This is a genomic window from Candidatus Zixiibacteriota bacterium, from assembly GCA_035380245.1.
Lineage (GTDB): Bacteria > Zixibacteria > MSB-5A5 > GN15 > FEB-12 > DAOSXA01.
In genome coordinates this window covers 518,599-539,121 of sequence record DAOSXA010000001.1, presented here as the reverse complement: position 1 = coordinate 539,121, position 20,523 = coordinate 518,599, and the positions used below count along the sequence as shown (strand labels likewise).

The 20,523-nt window shown below is 53.8% G+C and carries 18 protein-coding genes; 10 read left to right on the top strand and 8 right to left on the bottom strand.

Annotated features, from left to right (window positions below):
- Window positions 1–44 precede the first annotated feature (44 nt).
- Window positions 45–383 carry a winged helix-turn-helix domain-containing protein gene (locus PLF13_02145; GenBank protein HOP06073.1) on the top strand — a complete coding sequence of 113 codons (339 nt, stop codon included), beginning with the start codon at window positions 45–47 and terminating at the stop codon, window positions 381–383.
- Here PLF13_02145 and PLF13_02140 read toward each other — a convergent pair.
- The gene (locus PLF13_02140) at window positions 362–724 is read right to left on the bottom strand and encodes an ASCH domain-containing protein (protein HOP06072.1); all 363 of its coding nucleotides are present in this window, start codon (window positions 722–724) and stop codon (window positions 362–364) included. The genes PLF13_02145 and PLF13_02140 overlap by 22 nt on opposite strands.
- 1,021 nt (window positions 725–1,745) lie before the next feature.
- Between PLF13_02140 and PLF13_02135 the strand changes: the two genes are divergently transcribed.
- The 3 genes from PLF13_02135 to PLF13_02125 are packed head-to-tail and all read left to right on the top strand — an operon-like array spanning window position 1,746 to window position 5,031.
- Window positions 1,746–3,479 (top strand): peptidyl-prolyl cis-trans isomerase, encoded by a 1,734-nt coding sequence (locus PLF13_02135; protein ID HOP06071.1) that lies wholly within the window; start codon window positions 1,746–1,748, stop codon window positions 3,477–3,479.
- An 8-nt stretch (window positions 3,480–3,487) separates the two neighbouring features.
- Window positions 3,488–4,786 (top strand): peptidylprolyl isomerase, encoded by a 1,299-nt coding sequence (locus PLF13_02130; protein ID HOP06070.1) that lies wholly within the window; start codon window positions 3,488–3,490, stop codon window positions 4,784–4,786.
- Window positions 4,786–5,031, top strand: coding sequence for a S4 domain-containing protein (locus PLF13_02125; GenBank protein ID HOP06069.1), 246 nt, complete (start codon window positions 4,786–4,788; stop codon window positions 5,029–5,031). Before PLF13_02130 ends, PLF13_02125 begins: the two co-directional genes overlap by 1 nt.
- A gap of 143 nt (window positions 5,032–5,174) precedes the next feature.
- Here the strand turns inward: PLF13_02125 and PLF13_02120 are convergent, their stop codons facing one another.
- The gene (locus PLF13_02120; GenBank protein ID HOP06068.1) at window positions 5,175–6,524 is read right to left on the bottom strand and encodes a GNAT family N-acetyltransferase; all 1,350 of its coding nucleotides are present in this window, start codon (window positions 6,522–6,524) and stop codon (window positions 5,175–5,177) included.
- A 47-nt stretch (window positions 6,525–6,571) separates the two neighbouring features.
- On the opposite strand from PLF13_02120, the gene PLF13_02115 reads away from it, so the two are divergent.
- On the top strand, window positions 6,572–6,841 hold the full coding sequence (locus tag PLF13_02115) for a hypothetical protein (GenBank protein ID HOP06067.1): 270 nt from the start codon (window positions 6,572–6,574) through the stop codon (window positions 6,839–6,841).
- Here PLF13_02115 and PLF13_02110 read toward each other — a convergent pair.
- Window positions 6,838–7,107 (bottom strand): hypothetical protein, encoded by a 270-nt coding sequence (locus tag PLF13_02110; protein HOP06066.1) that lies wholly within the window; start codon window positions 7,105–7,107, stop codon window positions 6,838–6,840. The two genes, PLF13_02115 and PLF13_02110, sit on opposite strands and share 4 nt — an antisense overlap.
- A 608-nt stretch (window positions 7,108–7,715) precedes the next feature.
- On the opposite strand from PLF13_02110, the gene PLF13_02105 reads away from it, so the two are divergent.
- Both PLF13_02105 and PLF13_02100 read left to right on the top strand, forming a co-directional pair.
- Window positions 7,716–8,294 carry a cation transporter gene (locus tag PLF13_02105; GenBank protein ID HOP06065.1) on the top strand — a complete coding sequence of 193 codons (579 nt, stop codon included), beginning with the start codon at window positions 7,716–7,718 and terminating at the stop codon, window positions 8,292–8,294.
- Window positions 8,295–8,542: 248 nt separating this feature from the next.
- Window positions 8,543–9,508: a hypothetical protein gene (locus tag PLF13_02100; GenBank protein ID HOP06064.1), complete on the top strand. Its 966-nt coding sequence runs from the start codon at window positions 8,543–8,545 to the stop codon at window positions 9,506–9,508.
- 14 nt (window positions 9,509–9,522) lie between these two features.
- On the opposite strand, the gene PLF13_02095 is transcribed toward PLF13_02100, so the two are convergent.
- Together PLF13_02095 and PLF13_02090 are read right to left on the bottom strand one after the other, a co-directional pair.
- A complete protein-coding gene (locus PLF13_02095; GenBank protein ID HOP06063.1) occupies window positions 9,523–10,512 on the bottom strand; it encodes a YCF48-related protein in 990 nt (329 codons plus the stop codon).
- Window positions 10,513–10,552: 40 nt separating this feature from the next.
- Window positions 10,553–13,174 carry a patatin-like phospholipase family protein gene (locus PLF13_02090; GenBank protein HOP06062.1) on the bottom strand — a complete coding sequence of 874 codons (2,622 nt, stop codon included), beginning with the start codon at window positions 13,172–13,174 and terminating at the stop codon, window positions 10,553–10,555.
- Window positions 13,175–13,219: 45 nt separating this feature from the next.
- Here PLF13_02090 and PLF13_02085 point away from each other — a divergent pair, with 45 nt between their 5' ends.
- The 3 genes from PLF13_02085 to sppA are packed head-to-tail and all read left to right on the top strand — an operon-like array spanning window position 13,220 to window position 17,469.
- Window positions 13,220–14,005, top strand: coding sequence for an RNA methyltransferase (locus PLF13_02085; protein ID HOP06061.1), 786 nt, complete (start codon window positions 13,220–13,222; stop codon window positions 14,003–14,005).
- A gap of 7 nt (window positions 14,006–14,012) precedes the next feature.
- Window positions 14,013–15,068 carry a hypothetical protein gene (locus PLF13_02080; protein HOP06060.1) on the top strand — a complete coding sequence of 352 codons (1,056 nt, stop codon included), beginning with the start codon at window positions 14,013–14,015 and terminating at the stop codon, window positions 15,066–15,068.
- A complete protein-coding gene (gene sppA / locus PLF13_02075; protein ID HOP06059.1) occupies window positions 15,040–17,469 on the top strand; it encodes a signal peptide peptidase SppA in 2,430 nt (809 codons plus the stop codon). The genes PLF13_02080 and sppA overlap by 29 nt, the downstream gene beginning before the upstream one ends.
- Window positions 17,470–17,553: 84 nt before the next feature.
- Here sppA and PLF13_02070 read toward each other — a convergent pair whose 3' ends face one another.
- The 3 genes from PLF13_02070 to PLF13_02060 are packed head-to-tail and all read right to left on the bottom strand — an operon-like array spanning window position 17,554 to window position 20,454.
- Window positions 17,554–19,236, bottom strand: coding sequence for a PilX N-terminal domain-containing pilus assembly protein (locus PLF13_02070; protein HOP06058.1), 1,683 nt, complete (start codon window positions 19,234–19,236; stop codon window positions 17,554–17,556).
- Window positions 19,237–19,254: 18 nt separating this feature from the next.
- Entirely contained in the window at window positions 19,255–20,073 is an 819-nt protein-coding gene (locus tag PLF13_02065) for a prepilin-type N-terminal cleavage/methylation domain-containing protein (GenBank protein HOP06057.1), read from the bottom strand.
- 9 nt (window positions 20,074–20,082) lie between these two features.
- Complete coding sequence (locus PLF13_02060; GenBank protein HOP06056.1) at window positions 20,083–20,454, bottom strand: prepilin-type N-terminal cleavage/methylation domain-containing protein; 372 nt, start codon at window positions 20,452–20,454, stop codon at window positions 20,083–20,085.
- Window positions 20,455–20,523: the final 69 nt, after the last annotated feature.

Below are 20,523 nucleotides of genomic sequence, written 5' to 3'. Positions count from 1 at the left end.
GGTTGTTCGTGGATTTTGATACAAACGAAAAGGTGCACGAAGAAATGACAAGAAACGTTGGGACTCTTACAATTCATCGTCCCTCGCGACAGGTCTCTGTCAACGGCCGGGACTTTCGGCTGAGCACCGCGGAATTCGATCTTCTCTGGTATCTGGCCGGCCGGGCCGGTGAGGTTGTTACCCGGGATGAGCTGTTTCAACAGGTGCTGGGATTCGAGTACAACGGCCTGGACCGAACGGTCGACCTGCGGGTTTCGCGGATTCGCAAGCGGATCGGCGACAACAGTGGCGCGCCGCGTTTGATTAAGTCGGTTCGGAGTGAGGGATATCTTCTCGTAGCGCCCGAGGAACATGTACCGGCTTACGAGGCCAACTCGAAATAATAGGCGACGAACTCGAAATCATCTGAGACTTCGCCAAAAAACTCCCGATGATCCTCGCGGAATTCATCGGCTGTGCTGTTGGTCTCTCCGCGATAGAGCCGTTCCGGGATATTGTCCCAACGGCATAGCTCCATGCCGATGATCCGAATCGTGCAGCGAGGGCGACGCTCACTGTCGTAGACGTCGTAATAATCGCCCACCACCAGAGCGTCGTCGTAATCTCCTTCCTTCAAATCAACTTCTCCCAACGGACATACCGAAGCGGTCTTACGTCCCTCGATTATCTGGTCAACCAGGCGGTCGGCCACGAAAGTCATTCGTTTGGGCGGATTACGGTACATTGCGGTCAAGCCTCCTTTCGCATCTCCAAAGCTGTATGCAGTCTCTTCTGAAAGAGATAGGGAATAGAACGATCTCGGGCAAATGAAAACCCGGAACACCGTTCGGGTTCCGGGTTACAGGAATTGGCAATTTGACGTGGGCGGCAGATGTCGGTGACTCACCCGGTTGGGATTGTTGACAAACCTCAATCGCGGTGGAGGCAAGCCCCCCCGCTACGCGTTAAAGAGCCTTAACCTCGCGTAGCGGGCGGCCTTGCGTCGCCCGCACTTCCGCAGTGATTTGTGCGAATGTCCGAGCGTATGTCTTTTTCAACATTCCCGGTTCACGGGTGGGATAATCGAGTCACAATACCGTGCGCTAGTCCGTCGTCGGAACTGCAACTGAAAATCCAGAAACCGACCAGAATAAACAGCGCGAAATAGCTATTGGTAATTGAGGGCGATGCATATCGATCTTTTCCTTGCGATACCGAGTGTTGTTATAATGCATTCGAAGTTGCCGAAGAGACCTAAAAGCATCTAGATCACATGCTACTGATTGTCAATAGAATGGCAATCGCATGATACTCGCAGGCCTGACTCGAGAAGTTACGGCAGATACTCCATGTGAAAGGTGGACAGCGACACTTGCTATCTGCCGACACCGTGGAGGATTTTGGAGCGAGGTATTTCCCTGGATTTATTGAGAGCAGGTTCCACGGCGAGGTTGAGGAGATATCTGATACATATTTATGTTAAAATCAAACAGATGGTATTGCGGAACCCTCATTGCGAGAACTTACCTCTGCCCCTAAATGGTAATTTCTCAACATCCTGAGAGAGAGGGATAGAGAAAGGGGTTTATCCCGGATTCGTACAGGCGACCGAATACCGTCCGCCGCTGAACTTCTACCCTTCCCCCAAAAGCGCTTGGCAACCGCAGCATAATTGCATATACTACATAGCTTTTGCCGTCCCGAGTTTGCGGAACCGGGACCGGTCTTTGGGGTAAAAGGTGACGTTAGGAGGTTGCGAGACAATTATGAGAGCTAAGTTAGTTATTGTTTCAACATTGATGATTCTGCCGCTCTGTCTGAGCGCACTGATCGGTTGCAGCGGATCCGACAATCCGACGCTGGCAACGGTGAACGGTTACGAGATCAAAAAGAGTGAGTTTGAACGTCTTTATCCGCCGAACGCCCCTCAGATGGCTTCGGCCCAGGCCGAGTACGACCAGCGTCACATGGTACTCGATTCGCTGATCGTCACGCGCCTGCTGATTCAGGCCGCCTATGAAAACGGTATCGATAAATCCCAGGAATTGGCTCGGGCGGTACTCGATAACCGTGAGAAGTTTCTGATCAGCACCCTGTATAACAACGAGATTATCGGCAAATCCAAGCCGTCCGAGGCGGAGATTAGAGATTTCTTCAATCACCTCGATTACAAGATCAACGTCAAACAGATAATCGTCGACAACGAGGACACCGCCAAGATGGTATTCGAACGACTGAACAGCGGTGAGCCGTTCGAGAAGCTGGCCGTGGCCTACTCGATCGCCCCAACCGCCAAGCGCGACCAGGGTAATCTCGGTTTCATAACCTGGGGATCACTCCCGGATGAAGCCCAAAAAGCCGCCTGGAGTATGGAAGTGGGAGAGACCTCCCCTCCGATCAAAACCTACATTGGCTGGTATATCATCAGGGTGACCGACCGCACTCCGAACAACGAAGAACGCAGCTATGACGAACTTAAGGAGTCGTTGCGGCAAATGATAACTGGTCGTAACTCGCACCGCCGGACGTTCGAATATCTGGAATCGCTCAAGAAGCAGTTCGATATCAAGGTCGACACCGCCACGTGCAATTACCTCATGCACAAGCGCCAGACCATGTATCCGGAACAGCTTCTCAAAACTCTGCCGCGAAACGATTTCGATCTCGAACAACTTGATCGCAACGAAAAAGAACTCCCGATCGCAACCTGGAACGGCGGGCACATGACGGTTATGCAATACCTGACCCAGGCCGCGGTTTATCCGCCACGCGTCAAACCGGATCTTGACGATTACGATTCCCTGGCGGCGATGATTTTCCAGTTGAAACGTGACGAGATACTGATTCTCGAAGCACACAACAAGGGGATCGATTCCGATCCTGAATTTGTCGAGAACCTCCGCCTTTTCCGCGAGTTGACCATGGCTGAGTTAATGAAAAAAGATTCACTCCCCAAGCCGCTCCCGCCGGACGATGCCGAGATGCGTGAGTATTATGACTCGCATCTGGAGCAGTTCTCCAAACCGACTCAAGCCAAGGTTTGGGAAATTCTCGTATCGGACGAATTGAAGGCTACTCAGCTCAAGAAATCGATCAAATCACTCAACGAATTCAAACAGAAGGCTTATGAGCTTTCGGAACGTCCGGGCAAACGTGCCGCCTATGGTGATCTGGGTTATGTCGCTCGTACGTTCTATCCCAATGTCTACGATGCCGCAGTCAACACGCCGGTCGGTCGTATCGGCGGGCCGGTGGTGTCGATGGGCAAATACTCGATCTTCTGGGTCGAGGACAAGATCGACCCACAGGTGAGTGATTTTCTCGGGGTGAAGAGAAATATCTACGAAATCCTTTCACAGCAGCGGACTCAGGCGATCTTTGACGACTGGGTGGCAAAGCGCAAGGAGCAATCAACCATCGAAGTGAATGATGATGCTCTCTGGTCGACGATTGACATGAGTCGGTACGAGACCGCGGATACGGCTGAAAACAACGGATAAGGAAGTCGATGCATAGGATTTTGCGAGGCGGGGTAATGGCCCTGCTAATGCTGGCGGCAACGGCTGTCATGGCTCAACGAGAAGTAATCGACCGAATCGTGGCGATTGTCGGCGATGAAGTGATACTGGCCTCTGAAGTGGCCAGTCAGATGCAGCTTACAGCGATGCAGACCGGTCGCCAGCCGCGCACTGAGGCGGAAGCCCGGGAATTTCGCGATGAAGTACTGGAACAGATGATCAACGACCGTCTGTTCCTGATCGAGGCCCGCAAGGATACCTCGATCACGGTCCGACCGGAAGAGATCGACGAAGCCCTGGACAATCGTATCAGTCAGGTTTCGAGTAATTTTGGCAGTAATGAAGAGTTCCTCGATGCTTTATCGGCAGAGGGACTTACGTTGCGCGAATTACGGAAAAAATTCCGTACCGAGGTCGAAAACCAGCTTCTCAAGCAACGTCTGATTCAATCCAAGCTCTATACGGTCTCGGTGTCCAAGCACGAGGTGATACAGTTTTTCGAGGAGTATAAGGACTCGATTCCGGCTCAGCCGGAAGCGGTCCAACTGGCTCATATCCTTCTCACGATAGAGCCTTCGAAACACGTTCAGGATTCGATCAGAGCTCGGGCGGAAGAACTGAGGCAGATGGTTCTCGATGGAGCGGATTTCGGCCAGGTGTCGGAGGAGTACTCCTCACTCGGGGCCGGAGCCAACGGCGGTGATATCGGTTGGGTGTCCCAGGATGATGTCGTACCGGAATTCGCACGGGCCGCTTTTAATCTCCGACCGGGAGGGATCTCGGGCGTAGTTCAGACCGAGTTCGGTTTTCATATTATCAAAGCTGAGGATAAGAGCGATGATCGCATGAAGCTGCGCCATATTCTCCTGGCGGTACAACCGACTCACGATGACACTGTTCGAGTGTATCAACTGGCCGATTCCCTGATTAACGAAGTCCGTAACGGGGCTTCGTTCGGAGAACTCGCCAAAATTTACTCCTACGATGACGACTCTCGCACCAATGGGGGAGAACTGGGTTGGTTTGCAACCAGTAAAATGCCGCCTGAATTCGTCGATTCGGTTCAGGGATGGACCGAGGTCGGTACGGTACGCGGACCGGTGGCGACTCAGTTCGGTTTGCATATCCTGAAGCTGCTTGACTATCAACCGGAAAAGATGTTCACGCTCGAAGACGATTTCGATCAGATCAAAGAACTGGCCCGGCAGGATAAAACCGGCAAGGTGGTCGACGACTGGATCCAGGACATCCGCAAGAAGACTTATGTCGATATCAGGAATGTGGAATAATGCGGATCGATGACTGGCTCTCGACTGTGGGAGTAGTGAAACGACGCACGGTGGCCAAGGAATTGGCGGGTAACGGACTCGTTCTGGTCAATGAGCACAAGGTCAAACCGGCTCATCAGGTTAAAGAGGGTGACATTATCCGTATCAAAGGAACCCAGCCGGTTGCGGTAGAAGTGACGGCGCTGCCGGCAGGGTCAGTCCCTAAAGAAAAACGCTCGGAGTATTTTAAATCGCTCCCGGTGTGATTTCCCCCTGACAAAGACTTACTTAATCCCCCCTTGACTCAAGCCAAGAGGGGATTTTTTATCGTCGGTTGTATTGATCTGTCGGATGAATAAATGGAGATGCCGTCCCGACTGGGGGATGTATCCGGACGGGTAGAACCTGTTTAACTTCGAGATAAGCGCAAGTGCCGAGCGAGCCAGGTCAAACCGGGTACATAGTGCAGCCATTGTTTGACTCGGCGCGGATAAAATCCGGTAATCATCGACACCGGTCGATTGCGATAGATCCAGAGGTGGCGATTGGGGCGAGTGGTCATGTTCCAGTTGCGATGCCAGGACATGTCGGTCAGGCAGTTGACGCATTGTATTTCCGGGTCGGCGTAAGCCTGTTGCAGAACATACTCGAAAAGCATGTTGCCGGGCGAATAATGTGAGTATTCTTCGCGATGGGCTACCTTCTTGACCGCCAGAGTATGACCTAAGGCGAAGCCAACCAGACCGGCGATCGGTTTGCCGTCGGCAAAAAGCAAATAAACCCGTGTTATGTTTTTGGCTGCCAGGCGCTCGATGGTTTTACGGTGTGAACAGGCGAGCGAGGGATTCGACAGGAGGTCATCACCGTGAGCGGCGCGCCAACTGGAGGAGTCGATGTCGACAAATGCCCGCCAGGCCTCGATAGCGTCGAGCCCGGTCGCGGCGCTGAAATGAACTCCCGACAACTGATCCAATTTCTTAGTGGCTTTCCTTAGCGCACGCCTGAAATTACGGCTGAGGCTGTGGAAATAGTCCTCGTAGAGACCACGTGTGAATAATACCGATTCGCCGTCGCAGGGTTCGTGAATAGTGCCAACCAGGCCCCGTCCGTTCGGCAGGCAGTTGACCAGGGGAGAGCTGTCGGCCAGGCGTACCACATGAAGTTCGCCCCAATCGGGACATTGTTTGGCAAGGCCTTTTATCAGGAACTCGATCACCTCGTCCGATTGTTGGCGGTCGGTGAGGATGTCTACCCCGTAAGTGTGAGAGTCGTAAGGAGTACGGACAATCGTGTAGGGTCGGAAGAGACGATGTTCGCGACGATAAAGCACGGGCATGATTCCGGCCAGGCGTTGCCCGCGACGAGCGATCAGACAAACCCAATGCTCGTTAGGGAGTAAACGATGACTGAAATAAGGGAGGAGCCAGTCGATACCCGACATGGGAACAGGACGGGGATCATCGAACAACAGCCGATCCCATTCGGAACCATACCGCTCGAGTTCGATCAGGTCGGTCACGATGTCGAGACTCAACTCACAACGCCAGGAGTCATCGGTGACGACTGGTTGCGGTCTGAGACTGCTGTCGGTGATTTTTATCAGTTCCGGATTCATTGATTTCGTTATCGGTGTACTCATCCTTTCGGTATTAACAGCATCGGTAAAATCGGCGTCAACTTTCAAATGTTTCGGAACGTTTAAGCGGGAAACTCCGTACAGGTTGAATCGAATCCACATATCGGACTTAAATTTCGCCAATTTATGATTCTACGAACATAACCGGCTGAGTTGCGGAAAGCGCGAAAGTGGCTGAACGACCGGGTTTGTTATTGCTTTCAAACGGTAAGCGTGGTATTCTCCGCCTCATGAAAACCGGCAGCAGTAACGAAAAAAGTGCTTCGATACCTCAACTGGTCTGGCGTAAAGCGACCTGTCGAGTATGCGGGGAAACATTCGACTACAGCTCACGCCGGGCGCCTGCTACCTGTCGTAAAGGCGAATGCCTCTATAAATATCATTACAAAATCGAAATGGAAACCTGGGCCGACTACCAACCGACCCTGTTCGACCGTTAAACGCAGTACCTTCCAAGCCAATCTTCAATTTTCAGTGATATCTCGTCCCTGATGCAACGGAAATCATCAAGGATTTCCACCACTTTTCCTCGAACGGCATCCGGATCATCAAACAGCCAGTGCCGCTTAGTCCCCGTTCCGGGAAATACCGGGCAGTTGGCAGCGGCCTTATCACAGACAGTTATGACAAAGTCGAAGCGGTCGTTGAAGTAGCTCTCGATCGAGTCCGATGTCTGCTCTGATATCTCAATGCCGGTCTCAGCCATAACTTAAACGGACGGCGGGTGTACTCCTTTGGGTTTCAGTCCTGCTGAAGCCACCTGTAACTTGATGCCAGGACAGTCGGCATAGGCGCGAAAAAAGCCTTCCGCCATCTGAGGGGTTTGGTGAAAAACCTCAGTCGCGGCGGAGACAAGCCCCCACCGCTACGCGATTAAGAGTCGTGACCTCGCGTAGCGGGCGGCCTCATGTTGTCCGCATTACAATCTGTGTTTACTGAATATCCGATCGTATAACTTTTTCAACAGTCCCTGAGAGCGGCAGGAGTTGCCGGTATGCAGGACTAGTATTTACAGGTACAGTTTATAAGTAATTCCTACTTAGGAGTATTTTTCTGTATCATCGTTTGATTGTGCTTATCCCGGTGTAAGTGATGATAGCCTGAAAAACCGCACTAGTCAAGGGAAAAGGGACAATTTTAATCCGTAATTTTGGGAACAAATAAAGCATGCTTTTGTCTAAGCAGGCAGATGAAGGGAACCGGCGAGAAAATGGGCCGATATTATCAATAAACTGATTGACTCAAACCGGTTATCGCTTTAATATAGGGAAAACAGAGAGAAATACTCTATTATAACTGCTAAGGAGAGACTCCGTGAGAAAAGCTGCTATTCTGATGATTGCCGCCCTGGTGCTGGTTTTGGCCGGTAGTCAGGTGTTCAGCGGCGAATCCTGTACCGCCGCCAGGAAAACTTCCGCCAGTGCTGTTGCCAAAACGAGCGACGCCAAAATGTCGATGGCTTCAGTTAATATGACTCCGGAACAATGTGCCCAGGCCTGTGGAATGAGTGCTGAAGAGTGTAAGCAGTTCTGCGCCGATCACCAGGGTTGTGGTTTCACCAGGATCGACATCAAGGGGATGACCGGCAGCGGTTGCGAGCAGGCTGTTACCACTGCTCTCAGCAAAGTTGAAGGGGTCCAGAAGGTTCTCAAGGTTGATCATAAGGAAGGTTATGCTCTGGTCTGCACTATGATGGATAAAGTCAAGGGCGATAACCTGATCAAGGCGATTTCCGACAAGGGCTATACGGCGGAGATCATTCCGGCGGCAACCGGGACAACCGTTGACAATGCGGCGGTAAAGAGCGGTTGTGATCCCAAAACCTGTGCCGCCAGCGCCAAGGGAGGCTGCTGTGCGGGCAAGGGCTCGAAAAAGACTACCGATCCTCACTAACTCTTTGATTGGATGAGATTTCCCCCAGGCGGGTGTTTTGTCACCCGCCTTTTTTTCGTGGTTTTGTTTAGTGGGAGGCAGACGTCCCGTCTGCCCGGATAGCATTAAATTGTGTGTGGATTTGCCAGCATTCCGCGGTGTACGGACGAGTGGTCCGAACATGAAAAAACAACACAACATTTCTTGCCGATGAGGGCCGATAACGTATAATAGATAACCTCAGAATTGACTAAGAGAGAGTTATTGTCTTGATCCGATATGTCGTTTGTGCTCTGTTGGTTGCCTTGCTGATAGCCGTCCCGGCGGCCCTGGGGGCAAAATATGCCGGGGAGCCGTTCAGCCTCGGAGTCGGCGGTCGACCACTGGCGCTGGGAGGCGCTACCGTGGCTGGTCCGTTTGATGCTACTGCCGGTTATTGGAACCCGGCCGGTCTCAACGGCTTGTCCGGTCGCCAGGTTATGGCGATGCATTCAGAGACATTCGGTTCGCTTCTCAATCATGATTTCGTAGCGTATGTCGATTCCCGGCGCGACAGCAGCGGTCTGATCGGCGCGTTCGGCTGTTATCTTTATTACCTCGGCGGCGACGGTATCTATATCACCGATCGCGACAACTCCGGTCGCACCGTAATAGTAGGGGAGGAGTCGCATGCCGATGTCATGTTCGGTGCGGCTGTTTCGGGACAGCTCATGGACAAGCTCGAGTACGGTCTCACCGCGCGTTTGATTTACCGTGATCTGGCCGGTGAGTCCGGCAAGGGATTGAGTTTCGACGGCGGTTTACTTTATCATGCGCGGACCTGGGCAACGCTGGGTCTGATGGTCAACGACATCACGACCGGTTTCGTGCGATATTCGGGGGAGACCTTTGGCCGGGGAGCTTATACCGAATCGATATATCCCACGGCGCGTCCCGGTTTACTTCTGGAGCGCTGCCATAATGACTTTGTCGGGCGGTTTGCCTTCAGTGGTGAAATACGTTTCGAGGATCGCAAATACTCCGATCAATACTGGACCGGGGCGGTTTCGGCCGATACTCATTTCGGCTGGGAAGTGGAATACCGCAAGCTGGTGAGCGGCCGTTTCGGTTTTAACGGGGGCAAGTTCACCGCCGGTCTGGGTGTCTCCGCCGGCCGGGCGGTGTTCGATTTCGCTTTCCAGAACAATCCTGATTTCGATGAGACCTACCGCGTCAGCGCCGGTTATGCCTGGTAGACCTGCCGCCGCAGTTATTCTTCACATGAAACATCGATCCGGACGAACTTGATGATCGTCCCGTTCTCGCCGCAGGCTATGGAGATGCGTGAGTTGGTCGGTGCGATCTGGCGCAGGCAATCAGTTGTTCCCAATTCGATTTGTTCGAATGTCACGCCGCCGTTGATCGTATGAACGGCGGTGCCGTCGTCGCCAACCGCCAGGCCGATCAGGGAATCGGCAAAGGTGACGCCGCGCAGGATCGTCCCGACCGGAGTGGACTGCTTGGTCCAGGTAGTACCGCCGTTGTCGGTGTGCATGACGGTGCCGTTGATACCGACAGCCCAGCCGTAGCTGTCGTCGAGCATATCGATACCGAACAGCGGATTGAGCATGTTGGTCGGTTGACGAAGCCAACTGGTGCCGCCGTTGTCGGTGTGCAGGATCGTACCGCCGGTACCGACGGTCCAGCCGTTAAGAAGATCGGTAAAATCGACACGATAAAGAATGGGGACTTCGCTCACTTGCGGCGGGTAAACCAGCCAGATATAACCACCGTTTTGGGTATTTAGAATAACGCTGTCGCCGACAGTCCAGGCGCGCAGATGATCATAAATGTACAGGTCGGTCAGATGACGTGAGCTGATAACGGTGCTGCTCCAGTTCTGGCCGCCGTCCACGGTTCGCAGCAGAGTTCCGTTGGTCCCTACCGCCCAGCCGGTATCGTAATCGAGGAATTGAACGCCATAAAGCAAAGAGGTTTGTCCGCTGTCCTGAAGGAACCAGTCTCGACCACCGTTGATCGTGCTTAAAATGACGCCTTCGTCACCCACGGCCCAGCCCCGGTCGGCATTGAGAAAGAATATGTCGTAGAGCTCCTGAGTCGTGCCTGAGTTAAGAAAAGTCAGGTTATATTCAACGCAGTCGTTGTCTTCGAGCTCGTTAATGGTTTTGTCGCTGCAGCGAGTCAATGACAGACCGGCAATCAGAAGTCCGGTCAACAGAATAGCCTTTTTTTGCATCATATCCTCTCATACACGGATTGTGCGATGTGTGTTCCGACCTTTAGAAATTCAAGCCGACGTTCAGGTAGTAACGTTCGAATTCTCCGGTCGCGACGCCGTATCCGAATTCGATGGGACCGATTAAGGCATCAAACGCTGCAATGACTCCGAAGCCGTGGCGGATATTGGACAGCTTAATGTGATCGGTACTCGAATAAACCTGACCGACATCATAACGAGTGATGAAATAAAACTTCAGCGGCAGGCGTAAACGAAGTTCCTGGGCCATGGTCAGGACTTTGTCTCCGACCAACTGGTTGGTTCGGTAACCCATGAAGGAATGCAATCCCCCGAGGTAAAATCGTTCCGAGGGTGGCAGGTTGGAGCGGGATAAACCAACGGCTATATGAGGGTGGTAGTTCAGGAGGGAACCGAGCGGCCAGTAAGCCTCCACCGAGGAATAGAATTTGGTGAATTCGGTTTCGCCGCCGAGATACTCACCGGCGAGACGCAGTTCGAATTGATGACGTTTACCGGAGTTGGTGAAATTGACCTGGTCGAAATTCTCAACCAGTGACTCGAATTTGATGGAGCGCAAACCGAACTCGTCGACCTCGTCGGTACTCTCCTGTTCGCATCGTACCTGCTCGATCACTAATCCGGCCGATACGATACCCAGGCGAGCGATCTGCTGGCCGATACTGGCCTCGAAGCCGTAGCGGTTTTCTTCTCGCTCATCGGTGATTTCACCGGCTTCATCGAACAGGTTGCGTTCCAGGCGATTGTAGAATCCGGTAAAGCGGGCGGTTAAATAGGTGGAGAATATCCGATCCGCCGAAAGGCGGACGAAACAACGTTGCCGATCCTCGGCATAGCGCCCATGAATCAAATACTCGATACCGGCGCCGTAGACATTGTCGTCGAGAATCTCCGCAAACTCCTCCGACTGAAAACGGTCGTCCCAATGCCAGCCAAGACGAACCTGGAAATACTTATGCTCCTCGACGCTGATACGAACCCGAGCCCCGGCCCGATCCGGTTCAAGATCGACCGCCACCCGATCGAACAACTCGGTGCCGTATATATTGGCCAGGCCGAGCGCTCCTTTGTGAGCGGAATAAGGCTCACCTTTCTTGAGCGGAAAACCGGCTCGAATAAGCCAGTCGCGGGTGCGGCCGGGATTGTCAACGGTGATATCGGTGATGATCGCTTCGTCGAGATGCAGGACGATATCCTTTCCGCAGGAATCGATATCAACGGAAATGACACGGGCCAGATCGTACCCGTCGTTTCGATAACGTGTCTCGACAGCCTCGATCCCGTGATGAAGGACGGTCGGTGTCAGTCGGTCCCAGTCGCCGTAGAGTCGCTGTATCAGTATGGAATCGGGATAAACGCTGTTACCCTCGATATGAAATTGGACTTCATCGACGGCAACCTGCGGTATGAGCTTAATCGACAGTGAATACGCTGATCCGTCTTCGAAATACAAATCAGTGAGGTCGGCATCGAGGCGGAACAACTTGTAATCGTTGGCCGTTCGTTTCAGTTCTTCGATCAACTCCGCACGGGTGAACGGTCGGCCTATAAAACGATCTTCGATAACTGCTGCCGTAGTTGCGGTGCATCCGCTGATAGAGACCTGTTCGATCATGAAGCGGGCGGCATCACGCTCGGACTGGTCGCGGATTATCTTGCGTACGGCGATCAGTCCCGCCTGATAGCCTAACCCGACCAGGCTGTCTCTCAATTCGAAATCGGTCGAAGTGATATCGTCGGGTAACGGAGTGACGATACAGTCCGCATCGGCCAGGGCCGAAGTCAACTTGTCGGCGGACATGATCGAAGTTACCTGGTTGGCGATATCTACGGGATTATTGATCTTGTTTTTAGGCAACAGCGGGCTGGTAGTGTTGATCGCCACGGCATAGTCGACCGTGTCGCACAGGCTGCGGACAAGGTCGACCGGTACCGGCATGACCATGCCGCCGTCCAGGAGCAGTTGGCTGCCGCGTTCGAGGGGAGTGAAAACGAGGGGAAAGGCCAGAGTGGCACGCATGGCATCGGCCAGTGAGCCGTGCGAAAGGATTACCGGACGCCCGGAGACGATATCGGTAGCGACGGTGCGGAAGGGGATCGGCAGGCGGTCAAAATCACCCCCGCACCGATAACTGGCGCTGGTGGTCAGGTTGGTGAACAAGGTGGTCAGTCGCTGCCCGGCGGTAAGGGCACGCGGTATCACCGGATGGAAACCGTCGAAACGAATCGACACCAGGTGCCGGTCGCGGTCCTGTCGCTGAGTGAGAAACATGCTGCTGCGGGAAGGTTGATTCGAGAACAGGCTGGTCAGGTCCATATCGCGGACAATCGTTATCAATTGATCGGCGCTGTAACCTGCCGAGTAAAGACCGCCGACCACCCCTCCGATGGAAGTACCGGCTATGGCTGCAACCTTGATGTTGTTCTCTTCGAATGCTTTCAGGACGCCTATCGAGGCCAAACCGCGGGCGCCGCCGCCGGAAATAGCCAGTACAACCGGGTAACTCGGGAGGCTGTCATCGGCAGCCAGTCCATCGAGCCCGCCGATCGTCACATGAACGTCGCGAGCCGATACCGATAAACACGGTAGCAAAAACAGCAGGATCAGAAGAGTATATTTCACTTGCCAACTAAGGTCACGCATCGGTTCTTCTTGCCAAACACCGGAAGTATTTATTCAGGTTCAATTATGTCGGTAACATCGGGCGAGATCAAGAATATAAAATCGTTGCTTAGTCATAAAGGGCGTCAGCGTCTGGGATGTTTTTCCGCAGAAGGGGTGCGTTTGCTCGAAGAGGCGTTGCGTCATCGTTTTTTGCCGGAAACGGTATATTTCAGCGAGTCGCTGCTTTCCGAACGCGGTCTTGAACTGGCCGAGGGATTCCGTTCGCGTCGGGTCGAGGTTAAAGCCGTAACGGCGCAGCAGATGGAGCGTATGAGTGATACCCGTTCGCCTCAGGGGATTCTCGGACGATTCGTGTTGCCCGATCAATCGGAGGCAAAACTTTGGACCGGTTCCGGCCGTAATATACTATTGTGTGAAGATATAAACGATCCCGGCAATCTCGGTACGCTGATCCGATCGGCGCTGGCATTCGGTTTTGACCGTCTGGCCTTATGCGGGAATGCGGCGGAAGTATATGCGCCCAAGGTGTTGCGGGCCTCGGCCGGAGCGCTGTTTGCGATTAAAACAGCTCGGACTAATGTCGACACACTCCGTAAGCGTCTGGCCGACAGTGACTGGCGGTTGGTGGCCGCGGATTTACGCGGTGAGCCGATTCGCCGATTGACCGCCGGAATCAAAGGAACCGGCAAACTGATTCTGGCGCTAGGTTCCGAAGCGGAGGGACTTTCGTCCGAATTGCTGGAATTGGCCTCCTTGCGGGTGCGGCTCGAACATGATCGCAAGGTCGAATCACTTAACGTGGCGGTGGCCGGTTCAATCTTGATGCAGCAGATTTATGATGCAATTTAGGAGTATTATGATACGAATGCAGCGCCTTGTTCTATTTGTCCTGATGCTGGCAGTCGGCGGAACGGCGGTTGGCCAGGAGGTCCATGAGGAATCGCGAGGATTATTCGGAACTCGCCAGTTGCAAGCGACGGTTCCGATGGGGCGAGAGGCTACGCTGGAGATCCGTGCTGCTTCGACCTTGCGAGGAGTAGTTGAAATCTCGGTAGGCGACTCGGATAATGTCCATCTGGCCTATTATAAACGAGCCAAAACTACCTCGCGCTCACGGGCTGTGGATTATATCGATTTGATCTCGGTGCAACTCGAACAAACGCCGGTGGCTGCCAGACTGGAAATGCGAGCGCCTAACCCGGCGCCGTGGGAGGCCGATGAGGCCGGGCTTGTCCATGTTGTTCTGACCATCCCGCGTAATGTGGCGGTCAACGTAGACGCCGCTTATTTCGATATTTCAGCGGTCGGACCGTTTTCGGAGTTTATTGATAACTCCTCACTTGGGCGGATAGACGTATCCGATGTCTCCGGTCGGGTCGATATCGCCACCGCCAATCAGAAAGTTTCGCTCGCCCATCTCACCGGCGATGTCTCCGCGACCACGAGCAACGCTTCCCTGCTGGCCCGTGATATCAACTGTTCCGATGCTCAGGGATCATTCCGCAACGAAGGCGGAGATATTATCATCGACGGTCTCATCGGTGAGTTGAACGTACGCACCAGTTACGGCCGGATCGATATCGACGATCTCACTCCGGCCGGTACGAAAAATTATATCAGGGGTTCATCCGGCCCGATTTTGGTCAATCTGACACGACTGACCGACGGCCAGTTGATTTTGGCCAATCGCTATGACGATATCGAGATCGTAGTGCCGACCGATATCTCCGCAGTAATGGCTTTGTCGGTGGATGAGGAGGGCAAGATCGAAGCGAACAATTTCAATTTCAAGACGGAGTTGGTGCAGACCAACCGGCTGAACCTGGTGGCCGGTGACGGAGGTGGTTTGATCAGCGGATCGATCAGGGGCAAAGGGAACATCTATGTTCGTGGTTCGGACGAAGAATTTTAGCCGCGGTTTGTACGCGATACTGGCGGTCATATTCATTTTATCGACGGCGGCGGTTTTAGCCGGGGAGAGGGTGGTTTTCCCCGAGGGAGTGTTCTACTATCAGCCGGCCTCGACAGTGTTCGGAGTCGAGGCAACCTGGGTCAATCCGGCCGGGCTGGCCGACTACCATGCCGCGGCGTTTCAGGTAATAGCCGATCTGGCCGACGAGCGTTTCGCCCGGAGCTGGGGGGGGACGATTATTCGGGATCGCACCGGGATAGCCTATCGCCGGGTCGACAACAACGCCGGTGACGACTGGCAGGAGTATGTCTTAGCCGGTGGGATGAAACTTGGCAAGACGTTCAGCCTGGGAGCATCTTATCGCTATTACCGAAGCGGCGATGAGAATCTGAAGCATGATCATTTCTGGAATATCGGGTTGATCGGCGGGACCGGCGGCAAGTTCAAATATGGGGCGGTGTTTTCGAATCTCAATCGTACGCACGATGCCGCAGGCAATGAGACCGATGTGGAGCAGCGTTATTCGATTGGTTATCGACCGATGGGACAAGCCTTGACGTTGGCAGTCGATGCACTGCTTTCGACCGGTATGAGTCTATCCGATGCCGATTACGTTTATCATGCCGAATATAACGCCGGCAGCGGTTTCTATCTCAACGGTTTCTACGACTCCAACGACAATTTCCAGATCGGTGTCAGAATCAACCTGGCTCGCTATATTACCGGGGCCAAGTCAACTTTCGATAACGGCGGTCACCGCCGCACGAGTTTCTTCTTCGGCGGCACCAGTCTCCAGCAGGCATCCGTTATGCACTCACGTCAGCGGCGTCTGGCGGTTGGGGTAGGCGGGGCCATTCGCGAGAATCCGGTTCAGCCGGTCTGGGGACGCGAGCGAACCTCGTTTACCCGGCTGATTCTGGCGATCCATCGCGCCACCGAAGACCGCACTGTCGGAGAAATGGTTCTGAGTCTGGATCGTCCGTCGTTCGGATTTGCCCAGGCCCAGGAATTGCGTGAGGCGATCGAGCGGTTCCGGGCACAGGGGAAAAAGGTGACGTGTCATGTCAGTTACCCGAGCAACCTCAGCTACTATATAGCCTCGGCGGCCGATCGAATTTTAATCCCGCCAGTCAGCCAATTGAGACTGGTAGGTCTTCGCGCCGAGTTGACTTTCTGGGGTGGTACCCTGGATAAGTTAGGTATCAAGGCGGAAATCCTCAAATGCGGGCGCTATAAAACCGCCGCTGAAACCTACAGTCAAAACGAGTCTTCCGAGGCCAATCGGGAGCAGCTCAATCGCTACCTCGACGAGCTGTACGATCAATTCGTATCGGCGATAGCGCTGGGAAGAGCGTTGTCGGTCGATTCGGTAAAAAGTCTCATTGACCGGGGTCCGATGACTTCGGTGCAGGCGCTGGAGTGCGGTCTGGTGGATGGTCTTTCCTATCGCGACAAAATGAAAAAAGAGTTCCTGAGGCCGATGCCCGAAATCGCCTTCCGGCCCTATCTTGCCGATACGCTCCAGAATGACGGCTGGCCGCCGGCGCCGGAAGTGGCGGTGGTAGTTGCCGACGGAGAAATTGCCGAATCGGCCGGTGGTCAATGGCCTTTCCCGGATTCGGATAATCTCACTCCCGGTCTTGTGAAGCAGGGATACGGTCAGGCTGCCGCCGATCCCGATGTCCAGGGAATCGTACTTCGTATCAATTCTCCCGGCGGAGAGGCGCTGGCTGCGGAGGAAATGTATCATGCCGGTGAAATCGCGGCGGAACGTTTTCCGGTTGTGGTTTCCATGGCAAATGTCGCGGCCTCGGGCGGGTATCAGATAGCCATGCCGGGCGCGGTTATTTTCTCCGATGAGGCCACGATCACCGGTTCGATCGGAGTGTTCGGCGGCAAGGTCGATCTGAGCGGGCTGTACGACAAGATCGACCTGACCAAAGAGCTTTACGTACGGGGTAAATATGCCGGTATGTTGAGTATCTCGCGGCCATTTACCGATGAGGAGCGCGACAAGTATCAGGAGTCTATCGACAGTTTCTACGATTACTTCGTTGGCCTGGTGGCTGAAAGCCGCGGATTATCAAAGGACTCCGTGGCGCAAATCGCTCAGGGACAGGTCTGGACCGGTCGTGAAGCGCAGGATAACGGCCTGGTGGATTCGCTGGGTGGTGTGTACGAGGCAGTTGAATACGTGGCTGAGCAAAGAGGTTTGAATGACTATCGGGTGGTGGTTTATCCCGAGCGTAAAAGCTGGCTGCAACTGCCGATTCCTTCGGTCTTTCGCTGGTTGTCGAGGACATTGCTGCCCGGTGGCGGCGATAATACCGGGTCGATCGAAGCGCCTCCGTTCGAGGAAGGCCTCTACACCCGGCTTCCTTACGATATTACCGTCGAATAATCATTCTCCCTCTCAAGACAAAGAAAAACCCGCCCGGGTCGATGGGACCCATGAGCGGGTTTACTCTCTGCAACACGCGATGGATTACAATTCGCTGTTGGCGTACCAGTCTTCCTCCTCATAGCCAACATAGTGCTGCTGCCAACCGGTACGTTGGAAGACACGCAATGCGGGAGTTTCCGGCGGGAGTGAGTCCGGATTGTCCAGCATGGTGTCGTACTGCCAGTTACGGTTAGGCGGATTGTAGTAGATACTGCCCCAGGAGCCGTTGGCCTGATGAGAGTTCCACAAGTTAACGGCTGAACCCTTCCAGTTAAAATTCACACCCGTCCAGTTTTCCAGGAAGCGCGGAAGGTTCTCGAAACCGCCGTTGTAGCTGGAAGAGGTAGTTTCCGTGTTACCCGTCAGGTAACAGACGTTAACGGTAGTCTCCGAGGCCGGACGGGAGTATTTGTTCCAGGTGGATTTGTAGTCAACCCAGTTGTCGGAAAGGAATGTAACGGCATCGGCTAGAATTGAGGCCGGTTTTTTATCGACTGAGTTGTAGTCGCCCCAAGTGTAGACCGGGTTTTCACTCGCCACGGTCAGGCCGGCATCCAGTTCATCGCCGTTTGTCAGACGAAGCGCCGGGTAGTCGCCGTTTACGTCCGAGTAATAGATCACGGTCTCATCGGAGCTGGAAATGAAGCCTTCATCGTAGGCAGCTTCCACATCAAGGTCCATGACATCTACCTGGGAGCCCTCGCGCTGATCCGTAAAAGCGTTATCGGTGAATGTAATCACGCCCAGGGCAACCATGGTATCGGTTACATCCGTCCAGGCCTGCGTAGCGTCGGAGCGATAATAAGCGCGGCGATCGATAAACTTGAGGGTAGTGGCATCCTTATCTTCGTAAGAGTCGGGATTGGACGTGGAGCGCTCGATCAAAGAATGCGCATCACCGCCTGCTGTCGATGAGAGCGGCAGGTTCAATTCTCCCTGGCCGTGGTTGGAGTCGCGAACACGCCCCTCCCAGAGGATGGTCGACGTATCGTACCAGTTGGTGTTGTTGGCATCGATCCAATCACCGGACTGATTCATGCTCACCAGATCTCCCGAGGAGTTTTTGATCTGTACATCGCCGTACGATGTTCCGCCTGGTCCCTTACGACCGTGGTAAATTTCACCGGAGGCCGTAACGTAACTGTCCATGCGCAGGGTGTTGTCGGACTGTAAATAGAGGTTCCCGTTGGAGTGAACGCGACCGATCAGACTCATAGCCGGACCGGGAGCGATCTCCAGATCGTTGCCGTAGAATACCGCGAACTGGAACAGGGGTATCAGCGCCGACTCGAAATACTGCGAGAGTACCACCCGTCCGGGATCCTTCAGATTCTCGGCCACGGAAGTTATCGAATAGGACTTCACGAGTGCATTCAAACCGGCCAGGGTACCGTTGGTCAACACCTGAATGGTGGCCGGACCGTTGTCATCGACCGAATCCAGAACGCCACAGCCGTTAAGCGTATCGTAGGTTATGACCGGGAATGGTCCACTGGGCGGCCCACCGAGAGTGTCATGAGCTGTCTGGAGCCTTGCAGCGGCCCGCTCAAGACCTGCCTCGGCGGCATAAAAGGCTCGCATCTCGTGCATGTGATTGCCGGTGATGTCCACCTCATCGTCGGAGGTCGAAAGGGCGGCCAGACCGAGCAGGGTCAGCATGAGCACCAGCACCAGGGCGATAAAGGCCGCGACGCCGCGCTCGTTGGTCAAGCTTTTAGAAAACATGGCTTAATATCCCTTCCGTTACATATTTCTCACGAATACCGACGTGGCAAAGTCGCGCTGCCGGTATGGATTATCGGGGAAATCCGGGTCGGGTACATTGGAACGTCCCCGAACTGAAATGAGCACTTCTCGAATGTCGTCAACGGGTACCGGATTATCGACCACAGCCCCGCCGCTCATACGATAAGAAAACTGCAGATCGCTGATATTGTCGGCGTATACCTGCGGCGGCATACCCGGGAATTCCATCATCAGATTAGGATGATCCGCATCGGTGGTGTTATCGATATAGAATTTAACCTGGGTCAGATCCATGATCTGCGATCCCGCGCCGTACTCATCCAGAAGCAACACGGTGTTGTGCTGGAGCTTATTGGCTGAGGGCTGCACATGGGTGATCTCGATCCACTGGCCGTAACCGGAATCAGGTTCCCAGATATAAACCCAGTCGCCGTCGTTGTAACAGGTATAGTTTGTGGCCGTATCGACTTTCAACTCCGACGAAGTGCGCGGCATCGGCAGACGAAGCTCAGTGTCGCAGCCGCCGGCGTTGTAGCGGATGGTCAGAGTGTCGGGATTAGTATTGGCGGCCTCGATACCCGGCATCCCCAGCGGAAGATTGTAGCCCGCCATACGCACCTGGCGTGCCAGTTCATCGATCGAGGCTCGTGCGTTTTGCTGAATTTCGGTTATGTCTTCCTGGATCAGGTAGTTCTTGTGCTGAATGATATAGGTGTGAAGAATGGCCGTAGTGATAATTCCGGTGATGACCAGGGCGACCAGCAATTCCAGCAGAGTCAAGCCGTGATCCGACATGTGTCTGTTTCTGATATTCATTGCTACCACCTATATTGAATCGGATTTAATAAGGGCTGTAAGGGATTCCGAACGATCGCTTCCCTGAATATCTGTCCAGGCGACACTGATTTGCACCCGACGCAAATAGTTTTCCTCGAACGAGACTACCCACTTGCGGTTGAATTCATCGATTTCATCGGAGCCGCTGTCGGGATCGGGATCTCCCTGCAATTCTTCCAGCTTCTGCTGAAGCAACTGCACTGCGGTGGTAGTTTTATTGGACCAGTCATTGCCGGACAGAGCAACCATGCCCATGTTTATAAGAAGAAGCAGAGCGACGCTCATGATCACCATGGCGATCAGGACTTCGAGAATCGTCAGCCCTTTTTCCGCTCTTTTGATTTTAGGATTATCTCTCATTCTATTACCTCGCCATTTGTTTTGCCCTTGTTTATGCAAACGAGGTGCCGTAGAAACCGGGTAAAATCC

What these genes read in the sequence shown, in the direction of transcription:
- sppA (HOP06059.1), top strand. Translation starts at nt 15,040, where the DNA reads ATGTTCGTGGTTCGGACGAAGAATTTTAGCCGCGGTTTGTACGCGATA.
- PLF13_02125 (HOP06069.1), top strand. Translation starts at nt 4,786, where the DNA reads ATGCGGATCGATGACTGGCTCTCGACTGTGGGAGTAGTGAAACGACGC.
- PLF13_02145 (HOP06073.1), top strand. Translation starts at nt 45, where the DNA reads ATGACAAGAAACGTTGGGACTCTTACAATTCATCGTCCCTCGCGACAG.
- PLF13_02095 (HOP06063.1), bottom strand. Translation starts at nt 10,512, where the DNA reads ATGATGCAAAAAAAGGCTATTCTGTTGACCGGACTTCTGATTGCCGGT.
- PLF13_02090 (HOP06062.1), bottom strand. Translation starts at nt 13,174, where the DNA reads ATGCGTGACCTTAGTTGGCAAGTGAAATATACTCTTCTGATCCTGCTG.
- PLF13_02065 (HOP06057.1), bottom strand. Translation starts at nt 20,073, where the DNA reads ATGAATATCAGAAACAGACACATGTCGGATCACGGCTTGACTCTGCTG.
- PLF13_02110 (HOP06066.1), bottom strand. Translation starts at nt 7,107, where the DNA reads ATGGCTGAGACCGGCATTGAGATATCAGAGCAGACATCGGACTCGATC.
- PLF13_02140 (HOP06072.1), bottom strand. Translation starts at nt 724, where the DNA reads ATGTACCGTAATCCGCCCAAACGAATGACTTTCGTGGCCGACCGCCTG.
- PLF13_02070 (HOP06058.1), bottom strand. Translation starts at nt 19,236, where the DNA reads ATGTTTTCTAAAAGCTTGACCAACGAGCGCGGCGTCGCGGCCTTTATC.
- PLF13_02130 (HOP06070.1), top strand. Translation starts at nt 3,488, where the DNA reads ATGCATAGGATTTTGCGAGGCGGGGTAATGGCCCTGCTAATGCTGGCG.
- PLF13_02080 (HOP06060.1), top strand. Translation starts at nt 14,013, where the DNA reads ATGATACGAATGCAGCGCCTTGTTCTATTTGTCCTGATGCTGGCAGTC.
- PLF13_02060 (HOP06056.1), bottom strand. Translation starts at nt 20,454, where the DNA reads ATGAGAGATAATCCTAAAATCAAAAGAGCGGAAAAAGGGCTGACGATT.
- PLF13_02085 (HOP06061.1), top strand. Translation starts at nt 13,220, where the DNA reads ATGTCGGTAACATCGGGCGAGATCAAGAATATAAAATCGTTGCTTAGT.
- PLF13_02135 (HOP06071.1), top strand. Translation starts at nt 1,746, where the DNA reads ATGAGAGCTAAGTTAGTTATTGTTTCAACATTGATGATTCTGCCGCTC.